Source organism: Acidobacteriota bacterium, from assembly GCA_003225175.1.
In the GTDB taxonomy this organism is placed as follows: domain Bacteria; phylum Acidobacteriota; class Terriglobia; order Terriglobales; family Acidobacteriaceae; genus Gp1-AA112.
Genome location: QIBA01000039.1, coordinates 69,735 through 91,340, shown reverse-complemented (window position 1 = coordinate 91,340; position 21,606 = coordinate 69,735). Strand labels below are relative to the sequence as shown.

Sequence of the window (21,606 nt, the reverse complement as noted above, 5' to 3'; positions counted from 1 at the left end):
CCAGGTACACAAAGGCGATTGAGGTGGTCTATACTTTCTGTCGGAAAAGGAGTTCGCCATGGTCGCTCTTCTTCCGATCCTGTTACTTGGCTTCGCCCAGTTCGCCCAACAATCTAGTCCTCTCGAGCAATCGACTCAGGTCGGCGAATCTGCCGTTTTGAATCATCCCAGCTTTACCCTTTTGTCGCCTTCAAAGGACGTCGCCGTGGTGCCGCGCCGAATCCTGATCGACACTGACGATCAAATTGAAGGTCAGAACCTCTGCTTCACAATGCGGACTTACCTCTTTCAACGGCGTAATGGCTTTGCTCCCGAACCGGTGGGAATGACGACTTGCCAGCCGGCGAGTGCAAGGAGGCAGAAGCGCGTCATGGGCAGGCCGAGGCTGATTCCGGCAAACTGAAGGGATTGTAACTAGTTACCTCGGATTCGGACTGCGATAGCGGGAAGTGCGCCCCTCGGTTCCGATCCAATCACCCCGTTCTGCTTGAAAATAGGGTATTTAGTTTGTGTTTTTACCGTTTCCCGCCTGTTTTTCGCTGCTTTCTACCCATATTCACTCCCCGAGGTACAAGACCTGAAGTTACAAACGTATGAAAGCTGAGCAGCTATACTCTACGGAGCTACTGGCATGCCGAGGTGTCTCGGCCTGACGGTTGGCTTTCCTTTTGTAGCGGGAAATCGAGCGGCTCAGATTTTTATTGTGCTGGAAATCGCGCCAAGGCTTGAGGCCGTCTAACCATTCAGCTCTGAGGTGAGCTGAACCTGGTTTGGAGTGTTTAACGTTGCGCCGCCTATGAAGCCGCCTATGAAGAAGATAACTCGGGAGTGCACCTTGCTGGCCATTAGCGTTGTGTTAACGCTGCTTGCTACAGCGTGCGAGACTTCGGAAAAGACCAAACCACGTACAACGCCAGTAGCCCGGGCGCAGGCTCCAACGCTTGTCGCTCAAGCCAAGAATCCTCAGGCCAGGCCTCCTGCTCCAGCGGCAACCGCGCCAAAGCCAGTACTTGATCCCGTCGACCGAATCATCCAGCAAGCCGAAAAGCAGTACCAGCAGGGCCAGCAGGAATACGCTGCCGGACATCTTGAAGGCGCGAAACAAAGTTTTGATAAGGCTGTAAACGTATTGCTTGAGGGTGAGATCGACGTCCGTTCCGACGAACGCCTCCAGCGTGAGCTCGATAAGATCACGGAAGGGATCAATCAGCTCGAAGTTGCCGCCTTACAGCAGGGTGACGGATTCACAGAGCAAAGGGCTCAGCCAGCTCCAATCGACGAAGCGAACGATTTAACTTTCCCGGTTGACCAGAACATAAAGGCCAAGGCGGAAGCGCAGGTGAAGGAAACCCGCTCTGATCTGCCCCTGGTAATGAACGATTATGTTGCCGGATACATCAATTTCTACTCCACTCGCGGACACGGAACTGTCGAACGCGCGTTAGTGCGATCTGGACGATATCGCGACATGATCCTGCGCGTTCTCAAGGAAGAGGGCGTTCCACAGGACCTGCTTTACCTTGCCGAAGCCGAATCTGGTTTTGAACCGCTTGCGCTGTCACGGGCTGGAGCGCGCGGAATGTGGCAGTTTATGGCCAGCCGGGCTAACGGATACGGTTTACAGCGAAGCTGGTGGATCGACGAGCGCCAGGATCCCGAGAAGGCCACCCGAGCGGCGGCACGTCATTTAAAGGACCTCTACAACCAGTTTGGAGACTGGTATCTGGCCATAGCGGCCTACAACTCCGGTCCCGGCAATGTTCAGCAGGCTGTGCGCAGAACCGGTTACGCCGACTTCTGGGAGCTATACCGCCGCAATGTCCTTCCGAGAGAGACCAAGAATTATGTTCCCATCATTCTGGCCTTTACTGTTATGGCTAAGAACCCCAAGCAGTACGGACTTGATGACGTCCAGCCAGCCCTGCCGCTTGAAACTGATAGCGTCCGTATCGATTATCCAGTCGATCTTAGGCTCATCGCGGAGTGCGTTGACAGCGACATCGGCCGCCTGACTGAGCTGAATCCCAGCCTTCTGCGCTTAACTACGCCCAAGGATTCCGTCTACGACCTCCGTCTTCCCGCCGGAACGAAGGAGAAATTTGCCCATGCGATTGCGGCGATCCCGTTGGATAAACGCGTCTCCTGGCGATATCACCATGTAAACTCCGGCGACACGCTGGACAGCATTGCGCGGCAATACCACACCACTCCGACTGCGATTCGGGGGGTTAATCAACTCCCAAGTGAGCAACTTCGCGCCGAAAGCAAGATTATTATCCCGGTCACCGTGGGCAGAATCGCCGGAACTGGGGCGCTGGCTTACTCCAGGAAGGCGACCCATTACAGAGTCCGCACAGGTGACACCGTAGCTTCGGTTGCGGATGATTTTGGCGTGCCTGCCGACCGTTTGCGGCGCTGGAACGGTCTGAAGGGCAATCACCTGACTCACGGAAGAATGCTCGTAATCTATCGACCCGTAGCTGCCGAACAGTCTGTCGTGATTAACAGTCCTTCGCGTCACTCGAAAGCCCGCCGCAAGTCCACCTCTTCGGCCCACGGCGCGCCCAAATCGACCCACAAAAATGCGACCACGGCGTCCCAATCCGCTTCCCAGAAGAGTACCTCGGCTAAGAGCTCTTCCTCTGACGGTTCGCAGCGCGCTGCTACAACAAGCACTTCGGCTGGTCTGCGCTAGGAAGTTATTAGTAATTCCTATATCTTCAACTGCATTCAAGTTGACACCGAAACAGAATGAGTTGCTATAATCCGCGCCTGCATCATTTTTGTGGGCGAGCATTCATCGCTGTCATGATGGGCTCCAAAATTCAGGAGGAGAAATGAGCTTCGACGATCAGACACTCTATGGCCGTAGTGAAGATGAAATGGACGATTACGGCGATTCCGGCCTGGACGAAGAGTCCATGGAGGAAGGCTATGACGAAGAAGAAGAGGAAGAGGAGGTGGCCGGCGGAGCCGGCGGTGGTGCAATGGCTCCTCGCTCCAGCGGCGGCGGAGGAATGACGGAATCATCCGGAGTGGGTGCTCCTGGCGGCGGTGGTGCAAGCGGCGGCGGTGGAGGTGCCCGACCAGCAGCAAAGAAGAAGAGCCCGGCCAAGAAGGCGGCAAAGAAGAAGAGTGCGAAGAAAAAGGCTCCGGCCAAGAAGAAAGCTGCGAAGAAAAAATCGGCAGCACGTCGCAGTTCCGGCGGGGCAAGGAAGAAATCTGCTTCGCGCGGCGGAAAGAAGAAAGCCAGCAAAGGTCGCAAGAAGAAATAGGCTGCTGAGTTCCGAGCGACCGTGTGCAGAGTCGCAGCTTGCTGTGTCTCTACACTCCTAACAGATCTGTAATATTACCGTGCTGTTGAACAATCTGAGTCAAAAGCAAAAGCCGCGATTTACGTCGCGGCTTCTTCTTTTGCAGAATGTCTTTTCCGATCGCGTTAGCGTTTGCCTTGAACGGCGTTGAGGCAACGTCCGTATAGCTCAATTAATTGCGCGGCGTAATCTTCAGGTTTGGGAGATGTTATTCCTGTGAACCCCGGAGTAGTAATGCGTCCATACTGTGTAGTGGAGGCGATGAATTTCATCATGTCGAGTGCGATATCTTCGTTGCGCCGGGAGCCAAACGTGGCGGGCAATGCTTCCATGAACACTTCTCCTCTAGAAATCTGGCAATTTCGATGCTAACACGCAGTAACTTTCGGAGCTTCGAGGCCGCGCAGCTTCGAAGCTGATTGGCATGAACAAGGCTCTGCTCATCTACAACCCGTTCTCTGGATTCCGGCGGCATCGGCGCGTTCATCAGGTCGAAGCCGCCGCGGATGAGCTGCGCCGCTCCGGAGTTGAAGCGAAGATCCTCCCATCAAGAGGTCCTTCCAAAGCCGGCGCCCAGGCCAAGGAAGCCCTTGAGGCTGGATACGACACCATCTTCGCCTGCGGCGGTGACGGCACCATTCATGACGTCCTCCAAGGCATGGTCGGCCATACCGAAGCCGCGCTTGGAGTCATACCGCTAGGAACCGCGAATGCTCTGGCTGCCGACTTGAAAATCCCGTGCGATCCTATGCGCGCTATCCAGCAGCAGTTGCAATATCGGCCCAGGACGATAGCGGCGGGAATGATCGAGCACTGTAACGACAAGTCGCCGAAGCGTCATCGTTATTTCACGGTGATGGCCGGCGTTGGACCGGATGCGCTACTGGTGTACTCACTATCAGCCGAAGCCAAGTCTCGTTTCGGAGTCGCTGCCTATGTAGCCAATTCACTTTGGGAATACATCACCTACCGCCATGCTCCGTATGAAATGACTGTGACTCGCGTCGACGGCAGCCAGGAGCAAATCAATACAGCGCAGGTAATGGCGGTGCGCATCGAAGACTTCGGCGGTCCGCTCAAAAAGTTTGCTCAAGGCGCCCAGCTGAGCCGTAACCATCTGCGCGTGATCGTCTTCCGCGGCGGCGTTCGTCTCTCTTATCCGGCGTATTTGCTTTCAGCTCTCTTCGGACTGCAAATCCGCATTCCCGGAGTGGAACTCATCGACGCCCGCGAGATCATCTGCCGCGCCATTCCCGGCCGCGAAGACCGGCGCGTGTACTGTGAAGCCGACGGCGAATGCCTGTGGCGGCTGCCGGTGCGCATCTCGATCCAACCAAATGCGTTCAGCCTGCTGATGCCAACGCAGTGACGTGGATCCGGCGCCCTGGGCCCGCCCTTCGTGTCTGCATCGAGGAATTCAGAATTTCGATCAATCCCCGTGTTCAAAGGACTTACAAGCCAGAATCCCCAAGCAATCCCCAGCCTCCTGGGGATTGATCCCCGAAGCTCCGGGGATCTCCGGGGATTAATCCCCGAACACTCCGGGGATTCAGCGGGGATCCTGTTTGCGCTTCGGGGATCAAAGATTATTCTCCTTGAGCGTCTTCTGGGCGAGGCGTAGTCCGTCAAACAGCACGCGGGCAGTCTTCTCTTCGATAGCTTTACTGGCGAGCAGTCCGCAAACTCGCATCACGGCAAGCTGGATGCTCTGCATGTCTTCGAGCACAGGCAGTTCTGCCGCCTTGGCTGCAGCCTCAGACTCGCGATGTTTCCGCGTTTCACCATGGAAGTAGCAGAGTTGCGTGCTCTTGATGGCGGGTGAACCACACTGCTCGCCATTTGTCTTGATGTGCTCGCATCGGGGCGCTTCGTCCGCAAGCTTCAGCTTGCGTCTTTGATTTGCAAGACGAACAAGCTTTGCTTTCGCGCGGTCGATCTCCGCGAGGAAAAGCTCGCAGTCATTTAGTTCGTCGAGAAATTCATCCACCTCCTCGGCTGACATCTCGTCGAGACGCGCCGCAGCCTCGGCATCCACTCCCACCAGCTTTGCCAAGGATTCGTAGTCTTCCTCGGTGTTGAGGTTCTCCGCGTTTTCGGTAACCAACTGATCATCCGACATCGTTGTCTCCTTCCTGTTAGCGGTTCATCGGTTTGCCCACAGTCACGTTCTCACTGCATTCAATGGTGACTGATGACGATGCGGCGGCCTCAGGCGCGAGTGCGACGGTGGACCGATGCGAGATTGGCCCTTTGATTCCATATCACTTTGCTGCTGGCGAGTCCTGTAGAACTCGACTGATGCCATCCTTTGCTCCTGGCCTTGAACCAAAATCGAAGCCATTCCGCATTGGTACTTCGAATCGAGGAGACTGGTCAAGACGTTCTACTCCCACAATCCGTCGTTCCATCTCGGGAATCAGCTCTAGAAAATAAAGCAGTTGGGGAAGTGTCCGTTGCTCGGTGATATGCCCGTTAGGCAGGTGATTGAATCGAAGTGGGTTAGAGTCCCCATTTAGAACGACGGAATTTCATCCGTTGCTCTAAAAAAGTTGTGGAAAACGTAAAAATATGCAAATAGCGATAGCCAATAGGCAAAAAATTAGCTATCTCCATGGATCGGCTATCGCTGAGGGCTGGATGCAGTCTTTAGCCCGTTGCCGATCGCCTATTGTCTAGTACCTACCCTAAAGTCTTCACCTAACGTGCTACTCCTCCTGTTACCTAATTCAGCGACTCTGGATTGATTTCCGCGTGGCTCGGCGGGATACTTTGTTCATGAACTCGCGGCAAATGATAGTCGGACTGTTGCTGGCCGTGGGTATTGCCGTTCTGGTGCTCCTCATCACGCCGGTTGTGCACGTTCCATACATCGTGTTACACGGACCGATGACTGCGCTTCGCGCTCAACGCGCGGCAGCGCTGTTCAACGCGATCCTCAGTGCATGCGCCTCGCTTTTCGTCGGCTCGCTCTTCGCGCTTCGGGGTCTGGGAACGACTCTGGAGCGGGCAAATATCACTTTGGAGTTATCGAGTCCGCCGCCGCATTTAAGTTGCAGCTTGCGCTGCTGATCCAGCATCTCTGAACTGTTGTTCTCTGGCCATTGTTTTATGCCCGTAACCAACTGGATCTGTCTGATCCAAAGGAGAGGTTTTATGAAGTTCCGCGCGTCGTTATCTACATTTGTTTTAACTCTCGCAGCCGCACTGCTTCTGGTCACTGGCTGCGCCAAGAAGCCGGTGGCTGCCAAAGTTGAGGCGCCTCCGCCGCCGCAGCCACAGCCGAGCGTCAGCTTAAGCGTCTATCCGCAAGAGATTAAGAAGGGAGAATCGGCAAAGCTCACGTGGGAAGCTAAGAATGCTACCGATGTCACGATCGAGTCGCTTGGTTCGATCGACCTGAACGGTTCGATGTCCGTGAATCCGGCCGAATCCACGACCTATCACATCGTTGCCAAAGGTCCGGGCGGAAGTTCCGATGCCACCGCTCGGCTGACAGTCAGCGTTCCGCCTGCTCCAGTAACCGCGGTTGTGCAGCCAAGCTTGCGTGAACTCTTCGAGCGCAATGTGAAAGACGCTTTCTTCGCCTATGACTCGTATGACATCGACTCTGAAACGTCGCAGATGCTTTCCTCAAACGCGAACTTCCTGCAGGAACATCCGGAGCTGACGTTCACGGTAATAGGCCATTGCGACGAGCGCGGATCGGAAGAATACAATCTGGCTCTGGGCGCCAGCCGCGCTGAAGCGGTGAAGCAAGCGCTGGTGAAGCATGGTGTTGGCGGCAACCGGATCGCAACCAACAGCGTTGGCAAGGAGCAGCCGTTCTGCACCGATTCCAATGAGGAGTGCTGGCATTTGAATCGACGCGGCCACTTCACAGTCCCGCAGTAAACCATTTCTCCAGTAAAAGGGGCTGCGGCAGCGGCCCCGCCTTCTTTACATAGCTCTGTTCCTTTGCTGCCGGCCCGCAGCTTTCGATTCCTGACCACTCCGCCAACTTGTGCCAAATCTAACCATGTAGCCCCTTATCTCGAGCAGGGACCCGAGCGCCAGCTCGGAATATTTCGTTGGGGAGGTTTACTCATGAGGAATGCGATCCTCGCGCTAGCTCTGACCTTCGGTTTGTGTGGATTAGGACTCGCGCAAAGCACCAGCCAGCAACTACAAATCACAAATGGACCGACTATAGAAGGAGTGGGAGACAACTGGGCGATAGTGGCCTGGACCACGAACGAAGGCTCCAGTTCCGTGCTCCATTATGGAACTGATCAAAACAATCTGAGCCAGACCGCACAGCAGGACTACCAAAAATCAGATTCGTCACAGGGAGCTAATCACCGCGTACGAATCGATAACCTGCAGCCCGGCACGACCTATTACTTCAAGGTGGATTCTGGCCAGGGACAGCAGTCTGGAACCACGGCCAGCAGCAACACCGGCCAATTTACGACGAATCAACCCGGACAGCCGTCCCAAAATGGGCAAGGCGCATCATCGGGCAACCTGCAGATCACCCAGACCCCGAATATACCGCGCATAGGCGATACCTGGGCGGTCGTAACCTGGACGACCAGCACCGGAGGCAGCTCGGTCGTGCACTATGGCACTGACGCCAACAGTCTGAGCCAAGTCGCGCAATCGCCATATGCTCAAGGCACGAATGAAACGCGTCATCGCGTGCGCATCACCGGCCTGCAGCCCAATACGACCTATTACTTCACGGTCGACTCGGGCCAGGGACAAGGCACGGGCACTTCAGCTGCGAGCAGCGTTCGACAGTTCACTACCAAGCCGCAAGGACAGCAGTAGTCCGGCAGATGAGAAAATAAAACGCGCTGCTCTCCTGAGCAGCGCGTTTCTTTTCTTCAAATCGAAGCCTTATGGATTGTAAAATCCACGATTCTTGCTATACGGAGCGTCGCCGGGCGTGCCGCGACGGAAGTGTCCTGATGGAATCGACTTCCCGTCGCGTTCGTGCGCCAGCAGCTCGATAAACCAAGCCTCGTGCTCGACTTCTTCATTGAGGATCCGGGCCGCCATATCGTATGTGCGCGGGTCTTTGCCGAAGGTCATATCGCAGATTTCGCTCCAGCTACGGATTGCGCAACGTTCCGATTCGAGTAACAACGTGAGAATGTTTACTACCGTGGGCGGATTGGGCAGCTTTGCCGCCTCGCATCCTGCCTGGTCGTGGAATGCGGGCAGATCGTTGGGCAATTCGCCGCCGAGTTCGTAAATGCGCGGGACGATCAGTTCCCAGTGGGCGCGATCTTCCAGGCGGGCATCCTCGCAAATTTCTTTGTAGTCTTCGTACCCGGCCAGGTGCATACGCAGAATTGTGTAGTAGTAATAGGTGCTGGCGAACTCTGCGGCTGCATTCGCGATCAGCATCTTGATCAGTTTATCGACATCGACACCGCGTGCGCGTATTACCTCCACGCCGACGCGCGCGGAAACATCGCCGTGTTTGACGACTGCGCCTTTAGCCATAACTTTCCTCCGCACAAGAGACTAAAAGCCGGGCCACGATAGGTCTAATATATCGTTACTATGTTTGTCATAGGCAAAACACATCGGTAGATTTGGTAGAGAAGCAGCATAGTGCTTCTTCACCCGTCAGATTGGAATTCATGGAAGTTCATCAACTTCGTTATTTTTGTGCGGTTGCTGAATCCGGCAACTTCACGCGCGCTGCAGAGGCGACGCGAGTCTCTCAGCCCTCGCTCTCACAGCAGATTCACAAACTCGAAGATGAACTTGGAGCGAAGCTCTTTGACCGCCTGCCGCGATCGGCGCGTCTAACCCAATTCGGTCGGGCCTTTCTTCCAAAAGCTCAGGCCATTCTGCGGCAGATTGGCGAAGCTCGTGTCGAGATTCGAGAGATGGCCAGCGCAGAGAGTGGAGAAGTCGTGCTGGGAGCGATCCCAACCATTGCGCCGTATCTGCTTCCGCCGATGCTGAGCAGCTTCGCGCGTCAGCACCCCAGCGTTTCCGTCAGCGTAGTGGAGGAGATTACACCGACGCTGCTGGAACGTTTGCACAAAGGAACAATCGATCTGGCATTGCTGGCGCTGCCAGTCTTAGGCGACGAGTTGATTTGCAACGAGTTGATGCAGGAGTGGCTATACGCTGTTTTGCCGGAGAAGCATTCATTAGCAAGCCGACGCTCACTTACGCTTGATAATCTGCGAGACGAGTCATTCCTCTTGCTCAAGGAAGGACATTGCTTCCGTGAGAACGCGCTACAGGCGTGCCGTCAATCTCGGATCAATCCCAAAGTGGTCTTCGAGAGCGGGCAGTTCGCGACGATTCTTGCGATGGTTTCGGCTGGGATGGGAGTCTCAGTTGTCCCGCAGATGGCGGTGAGCGTTACGCCTGGCTGCCGATTCGTCAAGATCAGCGACAAGCGCAGCCAGCGACGCATTGGCGTTGTGCGCCTGAAGTATCGATATCCCACGAGGGCGCAAGTCGCACTGCTGGAGCATTTGCGGAGAAGGGCAGTAAGCAAGAGGCAGTAAGCAATAGGCGAAAGGCAAAAGCAAATCGGACCAAGGCGTGATCGAGCCGGTGTGGCTAACCTTCTTATGAGCGTGTATCGTCGGAGATGATTTTTCGATAAGCGTCGATAACATTGCCTTGATTGAACGCAGCTCTCTAGATAACGCCTCGTATCTTTCCGATCTCACAAATCCGAGGTCGCGAGCAATCAGCAATTCGCAATCAAGCTCGGATGCAGATCCCAAGGCAATTTGAAGAAAACGTCGGAAATCGGGATCTCCTCCTCTTCCGCAACCCTCCGCAATGTTTGCTTCAACGGAAACGCAGCAGCGCCGTATCTGGCTCGTCAGCCTTTATCTCTCCTCAGTGGGGAATCCCACTGCCTATCGCCTATTGTCTATTGCCGACAAGAACGCTCGTAATGAAATCCAACGCCCTAGGATCGTTCGATTGTCCCAGCCAGAACACCGCCTGCTTCCTCACCACCGGATTCCTGTTATTTCTCGCCACCTCGATCAGCTTCGGAACGCCCTCATGATCGGGAAGCTGCGATAGCGCGAACACTGCTTTCTTCTTCACGTCTGTATCGGGATCGTTTTCGATGGAATCGTTGATGACTCCCGCGACTTTCCTTCCCGCCTTCTGTGCCAGCCAAAAGAGCGCCTGTCCACGGACACGTGAGCTGGAATCTTGCTTCGCGACGTGGATTAGCTCTTCTTCGGCTTGCGGTTCCTTGCTCTGGCTCAGGGGGAAAGTTAGTTTGTCGCGGAAATGATCATCGGGATCCGATTCGATCAGCTTTTTCAGAGTTGCATATCCATGTGCTCCGCGTGCGACTCCCAGCCAGAAGGCAGCGTGCTCGCGAATCTTCTCCGGATAGTCCGCTGCGGTAAACCGATCGAGAGTCGTATCGGCAGAGGCATCGGCGTGCTCGGCAATGCCGTCGAGTGCGCGTTTACCCAAGTGGCTATCCCCATCTCTCGTCACCAACGTGCCTAAGTACGCGATGCTCTGCTTCGGATCAGCTCCGGTCACGATCGTCACAGGAACGCCGCCGGCGTCGATCGCGCAGTTTTCACTGAACAGGCGAATACTGCCGATCTTCTTATCTTCCACGCGATACAGCACGGTAAGGCTCTTCGTGTCGGCGTCGTCGCAATCATCGCGTGACCCCGAAAAGCTGTTGTGCTCGGATTCGAGGCGACAGGTTCCGCAGCATCCGCGCTCCTGCCAGCCTCCATCGAAGCAGCAGATCGTGCCGTGCCCCGCAACGGCAGGAACCGCGTAGCCGATCCACGCGATCCCGTTCTGGGCGGCGGCATAAGTTGAGATTTGCTGCTGCAGGTGCCCGGAAGCGGAAACCGTTTCCAGCTTGGCATTGCGAATTTGCGAAGGTTGGGTCTGTGAACCTTCCAAGTGCGCAACCTGGGCGGTAACCAAGCAGGAGCTAATTAGAATGGCGAACGCAAATAGCCTTTGCATGATGTCTCTCCTTACTTGTTCAGGATCTCCATCAAATAATCGGTAGCCTCGCGGTTGCCCATCACCGACATCTTCTGTACCAGCTCGCGCTTCAGTTCCGGATTAGTCTCTTTGCGGGCCAGTTCCACCAGCGAATGTGCATCGCCCTTGATGAAGAGGGCGTTGATTACCACACTGCGGACATCGGGGTTCTGATCGTTCTGATAGATCTTCGTCAGCGTGGCGCTGCTGCCGCCGGAAATACCAAGATCCTTGATCGCTTCCATCCTCAGCTTGGGATCGGAATCGCTGAGCGCGACCTTCTCCTGCAACTCGGTATCGCCGGAGACGATCGTCGAGTGCAGGACCTCGCGTTTCATATCGGGATTGGTGGTTTTGTTGTAAAGATCTCGCAACTGCTGCTGGCAACCGCCAACTCCCATGGCCTTAATGGCTGCATGAACCACTTCAGGGTCCTTTTCGTTTGCAGAAAACCCTGAAAGTTGAGTGCAGCCGCCGGAGACACCGAGATCCTTGAGCGCCTCAGCCCGCATCTTCGGATCGGGATCGCTCATCGCGACTTTCTGTTGCAGCTCAGTGTCGCCAGAAACGATCGTAGAATGCAGAAGATCGCGTTTTACTTCGGAATCAGTCACTTTGTTATAGAGATCGCGGACCTCGCTTTTGCAGCCGGCGATGCCCATGGAGTGGATCGCTTCTTTCACCAGCTGCGGATCCTTTTCAGGAGCAGACAAAGTCAGCAATTCGGTGCAGCCGCCGGAGATACCCAGGCTGTGAAGGGCAGTCTTCTTGGCTTCGACGCTGCTGCTTCCCTGGTAAATCTTCATCAGGGTGTCGTGGTTCCCGCTGATGCCGAGATAGTGAATTGCTTTCTTCTGCAGCTCAGGATGAAGTTTGCCGGTTGCGATCTGGAGCATCAGATCGCGAGCGCGCTGACTGTCACTCTGTGAAAGAACAAAGAGCGCTTTGTCCAGAACCTGGCCTTCGCATTGCCCTGAATTCCCGCCGTTATTTAGAAGCTTTTCGATAATCGGTACCGCGCGGTCAGGATCGCTGTTCATGAGGCTGTTGACGGCCAGCAGCTTCAGGTCGCAATCAGACTCTTGATCCGGTTTTACTGTCTTTCCTTGTTTACGAAGGATTTCCTGCTCGAGGGCTCCCGCATCTTTGATCCATTGGCTGCGTGGGTACTCTCGTCTTAGTTGTGCAATGGTTTTGAGTGCTTGCGGGTCCTGCCCAAGCTTGTCTTGTGCATAGGCTTGCCAGTACAACGCTTCGTCCACATGGGCGCGCCCGGCCTTTACAACTTGGGAATAAGAGTCGAGCGCCTTTTGCCACTGTTCCTGGTAGATGGCATCCTTACCGGCTGCAAGCGCGTCGTCGACGCGATCTCCGCTCTTCTGCGGCTGAAAACTGGAGATCGCGCCGGGTGGAAGATCGTCGGTTTGCGCTGCGGCGGCGCCGCCGAGCGTGATAGTGAGAATCAGGATGAAAATTATGAATGATGTTGTTTTTTTCATTTAGTGGTTGCCTTGTAATACAGATGTATGCGCGAAGCTGAACAGAACCAGCGGCGGTAGCCGCTGGGTGCGTCTATGCATGGAACTGCTTGACTGATGCGATGCTGGTTTTGACTCACTGACCCAGCGGCTACCGCCGCCGGTTCTGCTAACGCGGGCCTCACGATGACAGTCTTGAAGATGGGGTGTCGTAATGCCATCCTCATAACCTCGCATCTCCTGCGCTCTTCGGCTTTCCCGATTCCGCTCGGCTGCGCGCCTTAACTTTCGATTCAATGACACGCACCTTGAACAGCACCCCCTGCGACTCGATCCGCTGCTGAAGCTCTTCCAGTTCTTTTCCCGAAACGGAATCAGGATGGTGGGCGATATCGATCAGCACGCGCTCTACCTGATCGAGCACATTGGCGATCTCGGGATCCTTGTCACGCTGGGCGGTCTGCCGGTAGAGCCGGTTCTCGTTGACCAGGGTCTGGGCAAAATCGCGCTCCGCGGAGATATCGACTTTGCCTTCGGCGCGAGTGTTGGCCAGCTCCACCAGAATCATTTCTGTACGATCGAGGTGATCGCCCACCGCGACCATGAGCACCCGGTCCTTGCCTGACGGCGATTGTTTGTTAACAACCTGGGTTGAGCCGGGCTGCTTAGGTCCCGAAATTCGGCCAAGGAGGAACGCACCAACGATGATCGCCGCCAGTGCCCCGGCAATCGCCCAACGGCGAGGTTGAAGAACAGCTGCCCATGCCGAGCGCCTTGGAGCCTCGCTTTGCTCGAGCCGTGGTCGCAACGTGCTCCAAAGCTGAGCTTCGTAATCTGCCGGACGGTCAGGCACCGGATAATCGATCGCGGAGAGTGTTGCTCGAAGCTGCGCGAACTCGGCGGCACACTCTTTGCACTCAGCAAGATGACGATCGAGGGCCGCGGCTCTCGGAGCGTCGCCGTAGAAGTAGAGAACCAGATTCTGCTCGCTGGGGTGGTTCATCGCGAGCCTCCTCGCAAGCCGGGAGTCACGAGTGGTTCTAGTTCGGTACGCATTTTTTTGACTGCACGAAAAATTGTGTTCTTCACTGCTTCCTCGCGAACTTTCAACACAGCGCCGATCTCGGCGATCGAGCGGCCCTCAAAATGGCGGAGGACGAATGCCGTGCGCTCGACATCGGTAAGACGCTTCATGGCGCCGGCCACACGCTGTCGCAGCTCGGAGCTGAGCAGCATGCGCTCCGGTCCAGGCTGCGGACTGGCATAGTCAAGCGTCCGCTCCTCTGGATTGGCATCGTCGTCGCGGGCGTCGCTCTCCACGATGTGAGTCTTGTCCTGCTTCCGCTTGGCGAGCAGATCGAGGGCGCAGTTCGAGGCGATGCGATAGAGCCAAGTAGAGAAGGTGGAGCGGGCCTCGAAGCTATCGAGTCGCTTGTAACAGCGCAGGAAGGTCTCCTGCACTACTTCATCCGCGTCGTGTTCATTGCCGGTCATGCGATATGCCAAGCCGAAGACCTTGCGTCCGTGACGGTCCACCAGCACACGGAACGACTCGTGTTTGCCGGCGAGCACCTCATCAACGGCCGCCCGGTCGGTAAGCTCCATTCGCAGGATTAGACCAGCTTCGGGAGGAAGGGGTTAGGGGAGATTTGAGCTCGTCTAGCTCTGCAGCCATAAATATGGCAGAATACTGGCATGCGTACTACAGTCGACATCCCCGATCCTGTGTACCGCCAGCTAAAAAGCAAGGCAGCGAGCGAGGGTCGCTCCGTAAAGGAACTTATCCTGCGGGGCGTCGAGCACGAATTAGGCGCAACCGCGAAGAAGAGGAAGCATCGTGTAGTGGTTCCTATCATTAAGTCCAAACAACCAGGCAAATTGGAACTCGATAATGCCAAGATCTTCGACCTCATTCCTTTTCCCTGACGTAAATGTTTGGGTTGCGCTGACGTATCAACGACACACACATCATGAAGCGGCGGCTCGGTGGCTGGCGAGCCTCGGAGATGACGATCGCTTGCATTTTTGCCGCGTTACTCAAGTGAGCCTGCTGCGACTTCTCACTACGGAAGCGGTCATGGGCGCAGCGGATGTTTTGAGCCCAGTCGAAGCCTGGAAAGCTTACGATCAATGGCTAGCGGATGATCGGGTGTCTCTGTTGGCGGAACCTCCAAACATAGACTCGCCCTTTAGGGCCCTTACCAAACAGGGCCATTCGGCCCCCAAAGACTGGGCCGATGCTTACCTAGCCGCATTCGCCTCGGTTGCAGAATTACAGCTCGTCAGCTTCGACCAGGGATTTCGCGGGAAAGTGAAAAGTTTGCAACTTCTCTCAATCTGAACTTCTAAGCGCGCTGAAGAGATAGGGCTGGAATCAGCAGACCTGCCAGAGTGTAGGCCAATGCGCCGCAGAAAAATGTAACGTTCAGCCCGAAGTGAAGGGCGATCACCATCGCCAGCACCGATCCCAGAACGCTGGCAGATGCATTCATGGCCCACGCCCACTCGGTGAGTCCAGTTGTCCCAATTGAGGACTGGTCGAGCAATCGCAGTCCCGTCGGAAAGGGCATGCCCATTACGAAGCCCAGCGGGACGATTAGCGCTCCGCTCACCAGAAGCTTCACGGCGAAGTTCAGGCCCACCAGCGATCTCAGGATAATGGGCAGAAGCGACAGATAGACGACTACCGCGATAACAATGATCAGCAGGATGGGCTTGAGAGCGCGTGTTCCCACGTCCAGGCGTCGCGCAGTGAGACTTCCGGCGCCGCTGGCCAGCAGCATAAGAAAGATGACGACTGTGAGCGCATACGTGGGGTGTCCAAGGAAAAGAACGAAGCGCTGGATCAGCGTAATTTCCACGAGGATGTAACCGAGTCCTACGGCGATGAAATAACTCAACCGCAGGATTCTGGGATGGGACGCCTGCGGTTCATAGGCCAGTGGAATCAGAAGAAAAGCAAGAACTGCAAGCAGAGAGATCAGCAGCACCATTCCCAGAATGACAATGCCGAGGTTTACGCGCCAGTCCATGCCTCCACGCGTACCGCGCAAATCTGCGATCGCGTTCGCCGTCTTGAGCGTGAAGAAGAAGAATGGAGAGGAGTCGAAAACTGGAGCTACGTTGTATTGATAGTTGGCAGCGAATCCTCGGGGATCGTTGGAGCGTATGAGCCGGGCAAAGGCATTCTCGGGGTTTTCATTGCCGGGAAGATAGAGGCTCACGAGCTTCGGATGTGAAGTCACGTGCGCTCGAACTGCATTGACTTCCCCTGCGGTGAAGGGAGCTTTCTTCGCGAGCACAATCACGGGACGGCCGTCCTGATCGAGCGGCCCGTCGGAGGCGACGATGAAGTTTTCTCGCGGATCTGTAACGCCGAGTTGATGCAATGCTTCCGTTGCCTGCGAGACAACGCGCAGGGCTTCGCGAGGCTGGCGAAACTCCCAACGTGTAATCGCGATCATTCCGTCCGGACGCAGGTGATCGAAATATTCGCGGAACGCTTCTACCGTGTACAGATTGTTCTCGCTCAGCGCATACGCTCCCGCGGCCGTTGAGGCCCAGGTGTCGACCAGCGTCATTTGCACAACGTCATATTGATCGCGGCTGCTGCGTAAATACGAGCGCCCATCGGCGACATGAATGTGAACGTCTGCGAGTTGGTAGAGATGGTGGGCATAGTCAGCGTACCGATTCCGCATGATCGTGTTCGCGATGAGGGGATTTATCTCGATGCCGGTTACGTTCCTGCTGCCATTCGCGATGGCGCGCAGCACGTCAACTCCTCCGCCTGGGCCGATGATGGCGAAGTCGCCGCGCGGGCGCAGTACGTTAGCGAGTGAAGGAGCCGCGTTCATGAGGTCGGTCTTCCAGTTGAACGGGGAAGACTGCTTCCAGGTTCCCGGATTGGAACCCACAGGCACGTCCTTGGCCCATAGCCCCGGATCAACATTCATGATGGCGGTCGAAGCGTCTGCATCGATGACGATGTATTTGGCGAGCCCAACCTGGTCAACCTCGACGCGCGATAAAGCGTTCCAGCGGGCAAACTGCACCCAGGAGGCGTCGCGGCGCAGTCCCTTGGCATAGATGATGTCGATGATTTTGCCGCTGTGGTTTGCTGCGATGAGCACGGCGTAAGCAACTGCAATGACGATGGAGACTGTTTTCTGTCGATCAGTGCCACTGAACAGCCTCGCAGCAATGGCCATTAGAACGGCTGCACAGAGCACAGCGTTCGGTGCTCCGAGAACGTTAAGTATTGGCACAAGCATCAGGCAGGCAAGCGCGCCTCCGATGAGGTCAAATCCATACAGACGCGATATTTGCGCAGTTTCCCGCGCGAAGACCACCGAGAAGAGCAGGCCGGTAATGAAGAAGGGAACCGCTGACACCAGGTAAATCACAGTAAGCTTCTCGAAATTGCGCAGCTCCAGACTTAACGACACCGCCGAGTGCAGCACCACTTCAAGAACCACAAGCATGATGACTGAATTCGTTGCCAGCAAACTGCTGCCCAGTCGCTCGATGCTCCATTGTGAAAGTGTGGTGCGGAAAAGATGCGCAAAGACTCCGCCTGCGCCGAGTCCGAGCAGTGCCACCGAAATGGCGAGGAATGCAAAGTGATAGAAGAGCACGACTGAAAATAGTCGTGTAAGCGCGAGTTCAAGCAGCAAGCTGGCGCAACTAACGACCGCAATAACCAGCGGAAGGCGAAGACTCGCGGTGGCTGTGGTCGTGGGTTCTGCCGGAGCGACCAGCGCGGAGTCGGACATCAAGTGAACATATCAGATTGAAGAGGTGGGCTTTGCCAGCCGCGGGAACAATCATGAGGTGGGCTGCGTAACATGATAGGAGATGTGTGATGTTCAGTCTGTTCGCATTCTTCTGCGCCGTGGTGCTGTACTTCGCGCCCGCGATCGTCGCTCATCATCGGCGGCATGAGAGCTCGGGCGGCATCTTTCTAGTCAATTTGTTGCTCGGCTGGTCCATCATTGGCTGGATCGCGTGCTTTGCGTGGGCTTGCAGCGGAAACACGCGCCGGCAGGTGGTCATACTGCCACCTGAACGCTATCGCTGATTCTCCGAGTGCACCGCCGACTTGGTGGTCTCCATACTCGGCGCCTCTGAGCTTGGGTACATACGACCTTGTTCAAGGCGGAATTCTCGACCTCTCCAAGTGACCTTATTACCTGCGTAGCTCGCAAACCAGATTGCTACTCCGAAAAAATCTCGAACAGGCAGTAGCCATAGATTCCGAATTACTTTCTGATCATGCAAGATTCCAATGCCGACGCTCAGTGCAACTGCACAACGTGTAACTAGAGCCGTCGCGAGCAGCGTCCAGCACCACCAATTGTTCGGAGTAATCATGGCGAGAAGAATTGCCCAGGGCAGAGCGTAGGTGAATATCAGTCCGCGATAGCCCGAAGGACGGGAGACGCGCATAGTCCGCGCCCAGCGGAGTTGATGCTGCCAGAATTCTGGGAAAGAGTAAGCCGGGATCGAGGTCTCAACCACCTCTTGGGAGAGTTCCACTTTGAATCCGGCGTCGGCGACACGCTTCCCAAGCTCGTAGTCATCAGCCAGGAAGTCAACCACGGCAGGGAAGCTGCCGATCCTTTCGAGAGCTGAGCGGCTCATGGCTAGTGTTGAGCCGAGGCCGAACCTGAGCGCGTGATCGAGAAGCCGCGCTGTCAGCACTCCAGGAGCGAAGTCGGTCGCGATCCCAAGGGCCTCTAACCTGGAGCCGAGTGTCTCAGCAGGAGCGCCTTTGTAAAGACAGGTAACCATTCCTACTTTGGGATCACGGAAACCCGCGATTACTGTTTGCAGATAAGTAGGCGAAACCTTGATGTCGCCATCGTTCACCACGATGTATTCATATTTCGCGCGGCGCAAGAGATGGATCAGATTGCTGACTTTGCGATTTGAGCCAAATACCTCTTCGCAGACTAAGAGAGTGATATCTCGATTCGGGAATTCCGCAGCCAGCTTGCGGACTAGCTGAGCCGCATCGTCATCCGCGTCATTGACGCCGAATAGAATTTCATAGGTTCCATACTCCTGTTGGCAATGGCTCCGAAGCGCGGAGTACGTGTGACTGTCTGCACCTTTCAATGCCTTCAAAATAGAAATCCGTGGAAGTGAAGTTGAGGCGAGTATTGGCGCCTTTTCGCGCTGAAACTCGCGAGCGCTCCACAAAGCGATCAGGTAGAACGCAATCCCACAGAGAGTGAGCAGTGCAAGCGCGGCTTCGAGGGCGAGATGCAGCATTGGCAACTGGCGTGGCTCCGATTATCGCAGGTAACATCAGCCGGATAGGCCATGACGAACTTCGGAGCTGAGCTTCCTGCCCAATCGGGATTTCTGATTGCTGGAGAGTGGATCGATGACGGTGCGCTCGTCAGTATCCGGTCTCCATACGATGCTCGTGAGATTGGTGTAACCCGCCTTGCCAGCCGCAAGTACTTGGAAAATGCGATCGCGTCTGCTGTGCAAGCCTTCGCTCAAGTGCGCGAGCTTCCTTCGTTCAAGCGAAAAGACATTTTGCTTAAAGTCGCGGAAGGGATCCGCTCTCAGGCGGATACTTTCGCGCGACTGATGGTCCTCGAAGCCGGCAAGCCGGTGAGGGCTGCGCGAGCAGAGGTCGATCGCGCGGTGCTGACCTTCACGACTGCGGCTGAAGAGGCTGTCAGAATTTACGGGGAGTACCTGCCACTCGACTTCATTCCTGCTGCGGAGGGACGCTGGGGGATCGTTCGCCGCTTTCCTGTCGGGCCGATCGCTGCGATCACGCCTTTTAATTTTCCCCTCAACCTGGTGGCGCACAAGCTTGCACCAGCGATCGCGGTGGGCTGTCCGGTCGTGCTCAAGCCGGCGCCACAGACTCCGTTCTGCTCGTTTCTGTTGGCTAAGTTGATCCTGGAAGCGGGATGGCCGTCAGCCGCGCTGAGTGTTCTCCCTCTGACTAATGAGGACGCGGGAGTTCTTGTCGCAGACGAGCGGATCAAACTGTTAAGTTTTACAGGCAGTGCGGCTGTTGGTTGGCAGCTCAAGAGAAATGCGGGAAAGAAGCGTGTGCTGCTCGAGCTGGGCGGCAACGCTGCGGTCGTTGTTCATCATGACGCCGACCTCGAGCAGGCGGTTTCGCGGTGCGTATCTGGAGCCTTCACCTACGCTGGACAGAGCTGCATTTCCGTTCAGCGCATCTTGGTGCATGCCGAGATCTTTGACCAGTTCACTGCGCAGATGGTCGATGCCGCCGGTCGACTACGCGTTGGAGATCCGGCGGATCAGAAGACGGAAGTCGGTCCGATGATTCGAGCGTCTGATGTACAGCGTGTGGAGCAATGGATTCAGGAAGCCATCTCTGGTGGAGCGAAATTGCTTTGCGGAGGCAAGGCCAAAGGTTCGATTCTGCAGCCTACACTGCTTTCCGCGACCAAGGCGCAGATGAAAGTCAACTGCGAGGAACTGTTTGGACCGGTTGCGACCATCGAGCGCTACCAGGACTTCGATGCTGCTCTCGCACAAGCGAACCAGACTCGTTATGGGCTGCAAGCGGGACTCTTCACGCGGGACGCTGGATTGATCTTTCGTGCATTCGAGAAGCTCGATGTAGGAGGTGTGATCGTGGGCGATGTGCCGACCTTCCGCGTAGATCCGATGCCATACGGCGGTGTGAAGGATTCGGGACTTGGGCGAGAGGGTATTCGCTACGCGATGGAGGAAATGACCGAGCGCAAGCTGCTCATGATCTCTGGCCTGTAAGAAACGAGAGGCGAACACGAAGTTCACGAAGGAAACAGCGAAGGTCACGGAGTGAAACTTGACGCTTCGTGACGTTCGTAGTCCGCAAAAACTTTTCGCAAACGCTTTGCAGAAAATTCTCGCCTGTTATAATCGTCCGTTTTATTCCTGAGTATTGTAACTAACTGGTCGCAGTTTCAACTGGTGCACTCCTATTGGCTGACGTCAGTCTTGCGCGGCCTCACCGTGCCCCTTACATGAGAGTCAGGACACGTTTCGATGCCACAAGTTTTTAATCGAGGTGCCAACGGGCTTGCACGGATGAGCCTTGTCATCCTGGGGCTCGTCGTCACTAGCTTGGCGCTCACGCTGAACGAACTGCAGCGTTCTCCCTACCTTACCAAGCAGGGTGAGCGGTTGGAGCAGCCGGTTCCGTTCAGCCATCAGCACCACGTTGCAGGTCTCGGACTCGATTGCCGGTACTGTCACACGTCGGTGGAAAATTCGAGCTTTGCTGGAATTCCGCCTACCAAAACCTGTATGAACTGCCACTCCGAAATCTGGACGAATGCCGACATCCTCGAGCCAGTGCGCGCCAGCTATCGCAACAACACTCCGATCTGGTGGACGAAGCTCCACGACTTGCCAGACTACGTGTATTTCAATCACGAGATCCACGTTAATAAAGGAATTGGTTGCGCATCGTGCCATGGACCTGTGGACGAGATGCCGCTCACATATGCGCATGCGAGTCTGCAAATGGAGTGGTGTCTCGACTGTCATCGTAATCCGGCGAAGAACATTCGTCCGACGGGCGATCCGATCTTCAACATCGGATGGAGAGGCCCGAACTCGGACAATCCTGTTTACTGTGAGCAGGGGACAGGCAACTGCTCGCTGAATGGTCCTTACTATCAGGTCACCGGTCAGCAGATGCAGCATCCGCAAAAATTTATTGACCAGATGAGCATGGGCAATTACCTGGTCAAGCAATATCACATCCGCACTCCGAATGAGATTCAGAGCTGCGAAACCTGCCATCGCTGATGCGTGGCGCAACT

Annotated in this window: 23 protein-coding genes; 13 read left to right on the top strand and 10 right to left on the bottom strand. The window is 55.7% G+C overall.

Annotated features, from left to right (window positions below; translation table 11 throughout):
* The first annotated feature begins 58 nt into the window (after positions 1-58).
* From DMG62_09205 to DMG62_09195, 3 genes are all read left to right on the top strand, one after another.
* Positions 59-403 carry a hypothetical protein gene (locus DMG62_09205; GenBank protein ID PYY23261.1) on the top strand — a complete coding sequence of 115 codons (345 nt, stop codon included), beginning with the start codon at positions 59-61 and terminating at the stop codon, positions 401-403.
* 393 nt (positions 404-796) lie between these two features.
* Positions 797-2,695 (top strand): lytic transglycosylase, encoded by a 1,899-nt coding sequence (locus tag DMG62_09200; protein ID PYY23260.1) that lies wholly within the window; start codon positions 797-799, stop codon positions 2,693-2,695.
* A 142-nt stretch (positions 2,696-2,837) separates the two neighbouring features.
* Positions 2,838-3,275 carry a hypothetical protein gene (locus DMG62_09195; GenBank protein ID PYY23259.1) on the top strand — a complete coding sequence of 146 codons (438 nt, stop codon included), beginning with the start codon at positions 2,838-2,840 and terminating at the stop codon, positions 3,273-3,275.
* A gap of 164 nt (positions 3,276-3,439) precedes the next feature.
* Here DMG62_09195 and DMG62_09190 read toward each other — a convergent pair whose 3' ends face one another.
* Positions 3,440-3,646 (bottom strand): hypothetical protein, encoded by a 207-nt coding sequence (locus tag DMG62_09190; protein ID PYY23258.1) that lies wholly within the window; start codon positions 3,644-3,646, stop codon positions 3,440-3,442.
* A 92-nt stretch (positions 3,647-3,738) separates the two neighbouring features.
* Between DMG62_09190 and DMG62_09185 the strand changes: the two genes are divergently transcribed.
* Positions 3,739-4,683, top strand: coding sequence for a hypothetical protein (locus DMG62_09185; protein ID PYY23257.1), 945 nt, complete (start codon positions 3,739-3,741; stop codon positions 4,681-4,683).
* A gap of 210 nt (positions 4,684-4,893) precedes the next feature.
* Here the strand turns inward: DMG62_09185 and DMG62_09180 are convergent, their stop codons facing one another.
* Positions 4,894-5,433 carry a hypothetical protein gene (locus tag DMG62_09180; GenBank protein ID PYY23256.1) on the bottom strand — a complete coding sequence of 180 codons (540 nt, stop codon included), beginning with the start codon at positions 5,431-5,433 and terminating at the stop codon, positions 4,894-4,896.
* A gap of 656 nt (positions 5,434-6,089) precedes the next feature.
* Between DMG62_09180 and DMG62_09175 the strand changes: the two genes are divergently transcribed.
* The 3 genes from DMG62_09175 to DMG62_09165 all read left to right on the top strand — a co-directional run bounded on the left by DMG62_09175 (position 6,090) and on the right by DMG62_09165 (position 8,123).
* A complete protein-coding gene (locus DMG62_09175) occupies positions 6,090-6,383 on the top strand; it encodes a hypothetical protein (protein ID PYY23255.1) in 294 nt (97 codons plus the stop codon).
* Between the two features lie 39 nt (positions 6,384-6,422).
* Entirely contained in the window at positions 6,423-7,205 is a 783-nt protein-coding gene (locus tag DMG62_09170; protein PYY23254.1) for a flagellar motor protein MotB, read from the top strand.
* A gap of 192 nt (positions 7,206-7,397) precedes the next feature.
* Entirely contained in the window at positions 7,398-8,123 is a 726-nt protein-coding gene (locus tag DMG62_09165; protein ID PYY23253.1) for a hypothetical protein, read from the top strand.
* A gap of 69 nt (positions 8,124-8,192) precedes the next feature.
* Here DMG62_09165 and DMG62_09160 read toward each other — a convergent pair whose 3' ends face one another.
* On the bottom strand, positions 8,193-8,804 hold the full coding sequence (locus tag DMG62_09160; protein ID PYY23252.1) for a DNA protection protein DPS: 612 nt from the start codon (positions 8,802-8,804) through the stop codon (positions 8,193-8,195).
* Positions 8,805-8,944: 140 nt separating this feature from the next.
* Here DMG62_09160 and DMG62_09155 point away from each other — a divergent pair, with 140 nt between their 5' ends.
* On the top strand, positions 8,945-9,832 hold the full coding sequence (locus DMG62_09155) for a LysR family transcriptional regulator (GenBank protein PYY23251.1): 888 nt from the start codon (positions 8,945-8,947) through the stop codon (positions 9,830-9,832).
* Here the strand turns inward: DMG62_09155 and DMG62_09150 are convergent.
* From DMG62_09150 to DMG62_09130, 5 genes are all read right to left on the bottom strand, one after another.
* A complete protein-coding gene (locus tag DMG62_09150; GenBank protein PYY23250.1) occupies positions 9,656-10,057 on the bottom strand; it encodes a hypothetical protein in 402 nt (133 codons plus the stop codon). The two genes, DMG62_09155 and DMG62_09150, sit on opposite strands and share 177 nt — an antisense overlap.
* 145 nt (positions 10,058-10,202) lie before the next feature.
* Positions 10,203-11,294, bottom strand: coding sequence for a hypothetical protein (locus DMG62_09145; protein ID PYY23249.1), 1,092 nt, complete (start codon positions 11,292-11,294; stop codon positions 10,203-10,205).
* Between the two features lie 11 nt (positions 11,295-11,305).
* Complete coding sequence (locus DMG62_09140) at positions 11,306-12,814, bottom strand: hypothetical protein (GenBank protein ID PYY23248.1); 1,509 nt, start codon at positions 12,812-12,814, stop codon at positions 11,306-11,308.
* Between the two features lie 202 nt (positions 12,815-13,016).
* A complete protein-coding gene (locus DMG62_09135) occupies positions 13,017-13,796 on the bottom strand; it encodes a hypothetical protein (GenBank protein ID PYY23247.1) in 780 nt (259 codons plus the stop codon).
* Complete coding sequence (locus tag DMG62_09130; protein PYY23246.1) at positions 13,793-14,398, bottom strand: RNA polymerase subunit sigma-24; 606 nt, start codon at positions 14,396-14,398, stop codon at positions 13,793-13,795. The genes DMG62_09135 and DMG62_09130 overlap by 4 nt, the downstream gene beginning before the upstream one ends.
* A gap of 90 nt (positions 14,399-14,488) precedes the next feature.
* On the opposite strand from DMG62_09130, the gene DMG62_09125 reads away from it, so the two are divergent.
* Together DMG62_09125 and DMG62_09120 are read left to right on the top strand one after the other, a co-directional pair.
* Complete coding sequence (locus tag DMG62_09125; GenBank protein PYY23245.1) at positions 14,489-14,719, top strand: hypothetical protein; 231 nt, start codon at positions 14,489-14,491, stop codon at positions 14,717-14,719.
* A complete protein-coding gene (locus DMG62_09120; protein ID PYY23244.1) occupies positions 14,685-15,134 on the top strand; it encodes a VapC toxin family PIN domain ribonuclease in 450 nt (149 codons plus the stop codon). Before DMG62_09125 ends, DMG62_09120 begins: the two co-directional genes overlap by 35 nt.
* A 4-nt stretch (positions 15,135-15,138) precedes the next feature.
* Here the strand turns inward: DMG62_09120 and DMG62_09115 are convergent, their stop codons facing one another.
* A complete protein-coding gene (locus tag DMG62_09115; GenBank protein PYY23243.1) occupies positions 15,139-17,568 on the bottom strand; it encodes a hypothetical protein in 2,430 nt (809 codons plus the stop codon).
* An 89-nt stretch (positions 17,569-17,657) separates the two neighbouring features.
* Here DMG62_09115 and DMG62_09110 point away from each other — a divergent pair, with 89 nt between their 5' ends.
* Positions 17,658-17,873, top strand: coding sequence for an iduronate sulfatase (locus DMG62_09110; GenBank protein PYY23242.1), 216 nt, complete (start codon positions 17,658-17,660; stop codon positions 17,871-17,873).
* Here DMG62_09110 and DMG62_09105 read toward each other — a convergent pair.
* Positions 17,864-19,069 (bottom strand): glycosyl transferase, encoded by a 1,206-nt coding sequence (locus DMG62_09105; GenBank protein PYY23241.1) that lies wholly within the window; start codon positions 19,067-19,069, stop codon positions 17,864-17,866. The two genes, DMG62_09110 and DMG62_09105, sit on opposite strands and share 10 nt — an antisense overlap.
* A gap of 51 nt (positions 19,070-19,120) precedes the next feature.
* Here DMG62_09105 and DMG62_09100 point away from each other — a divergent pair, with 51 nt between their 5' ends.
* Both DMG62_09100 and DMG62_09095 read left to right on the top strand, forming a co-directional pair.
* On the top strand, positions 19,121-20,566 hold the full coding sequence (locus DMG62_09100) for an aldehyde dehydrogenase (GenBank protein ID PYY23240.1): 1,446 nt from the start codon (positions 19,121-19,123) through the stop codon (positions 20,564-20,566).
* Between the two features lie 258 nt (positions 20,567-20,824).
* Positions 20,825-21,592, top strand: coding sequence for a hypothetical protein (locus DMG62_09095; GenBank protein PYY23239.1), 768 nt, complete (start codon positions 20,825-20,827; stop codon positions 21,590-21,592).
* Positions 21,593-21,606 lie beyond the last annotated feature (14 nt).

Coding starts and splice junctions, on each gene's coding strand:
- DMG62_09205 (PYY23261.1), top strand. CDS start 59: ATGGTCGCTCTTCTTCCGATCCTGTTACTTGGCTTCGCCCAGTTCGCC.
- DMG62_09200 (PYY23260.1), top strand. CDS start 797: ATGAAGCCGCCTATGAAGAAGATAACTCGGGAGTGCACCTTGCTGGCC.
- DMG62_09195 (PYY23259.1), top strand. CDS start 2,838: ATGAGCTTCGACGATCAGACACTCTATGGCCGTAGTGAAGATGAAATG.
- DMG62_09190 (PYY23258.1), bottom strand. CDS start 3,646: ATGGAAGCATTGCCCGCCACGTTTGGCTCCCGGCGCAACGAAGATATC.
- DMG62_09185 (PYY23257.1), top strand. CDS start 3,739: ATGAACAAGGCTCTGCTCATCTACAACCCGTTCTCTGGATTCCGGCGG.
- DMG62_09180 (PYY23256.1), bottom strand. CDS start 5,433: ATGTCGGATGATCAGTTGGTTACCGAAAACGCGGAGAACCTCAACACC.
- DMG62_09175 (PYY23255.1), top strand. CDS start 6,090: ATGAACTCGCGGCAAATGATAGTCGGACTGTTGCTGGCCGTGGGTATT.
- DMG62_09170 (PYY23254.1), top strand. CDS start 6,423: ATGCCCGTAACCAACTGGATCTGTCTGATCCAAAGGAGAGGTTTTATG.
- DMG62_09165 (PYY23253.1), top strand. CDS start 7,398: ATGAGGAATGCGATCCTCGCGCTAGCTCTGACCTTCGGTTTGTGTGGA.
- DMG62_09160 (PYY23252.1), bottom strand. CDS start 8,804: ATGGCTAAAGGCGCAGTCGTCAAACACGGCGATGTTTCCGCGCGCGTC.
- DMG62_09155 (PYY23251.1), top strand. CDS start 8,945: ATGGAAGTTCATCAACTTCGTTATTTTTGTGCGGTTGCTGAATCCGGC.
- DMG62_09145 (PYY23249.1), bottom strand. CDS start 11,294: ATGCAAAGGCTATTTGCGTTCGCCATTCTAATTAGCTCCTGCTTGGTT.
- DMG62_09140 (PYY23248.1), bottom strand. CDS start 12,814: ATGAAAAAAACAACATCATTCATAATTTTCATCCTGATTCTCACTATC.
- DMG62_09135 (PYY23247.1), bottom strand. CDS start 13,796: ATGAACCACCCCAGCGAGCAGAATCTGGTTCTCTACTTCTACGGCGAC.
- DMG62_09130 (PYY23246.1), bottom strand. CDS start 14,398: ATGGAGCTTACCGACCGGGCGGCCGTTGATGAGGTGCTCGCCGGCAAA.
- DMG62_09125 (PYY23245.1), top strand. CDS start 14,489: ATGCGTACTACAGTCGACATCCCCGATCCTGTGTACCGCCAGCTAAAA.
- DMG62_09120 (PYY23244.1), top strand. CDS start 14,685: ATGCCAAGATCTTCGACCTCATTCCTTTTCCCTGACGTAAATGTTTGG.
- DMG62_09115 (PYY23243.1), bottom strand. CDS start 17,568: ATGTCCGACTCCGCGCTGGTCGCTCCGGCAGAACCCACGACCACAGCC.
- DMG62_09110 (PYY23242.1), top strand. CDS start 17,658: ATGTTCAGTCTGTTCGCATTCTTCTGCGCCGTGGTGCTGTACTTCGCG.
- DMG62_09105 (PYY23241.1), bottom strand. CDS start 19,069: ATGCTGCATCTCGCCCTCGAAGCCGCGCTTGCACTGCTCACTCTCTGT.
- DMG62_09100 (PYY23240.1), top strand. CDS start 19,121: ATGACGAACTTCGGAGCTGAGCTTCCTGCCCAATCGGGATTTCTGATT.
- DMG62_09095 (PYY23239.1), top strand. CDS start 20,825: ATGCCACAAGTTTTTAATCGAGGTGCCAACGGGCTTGCACGGATGAGC.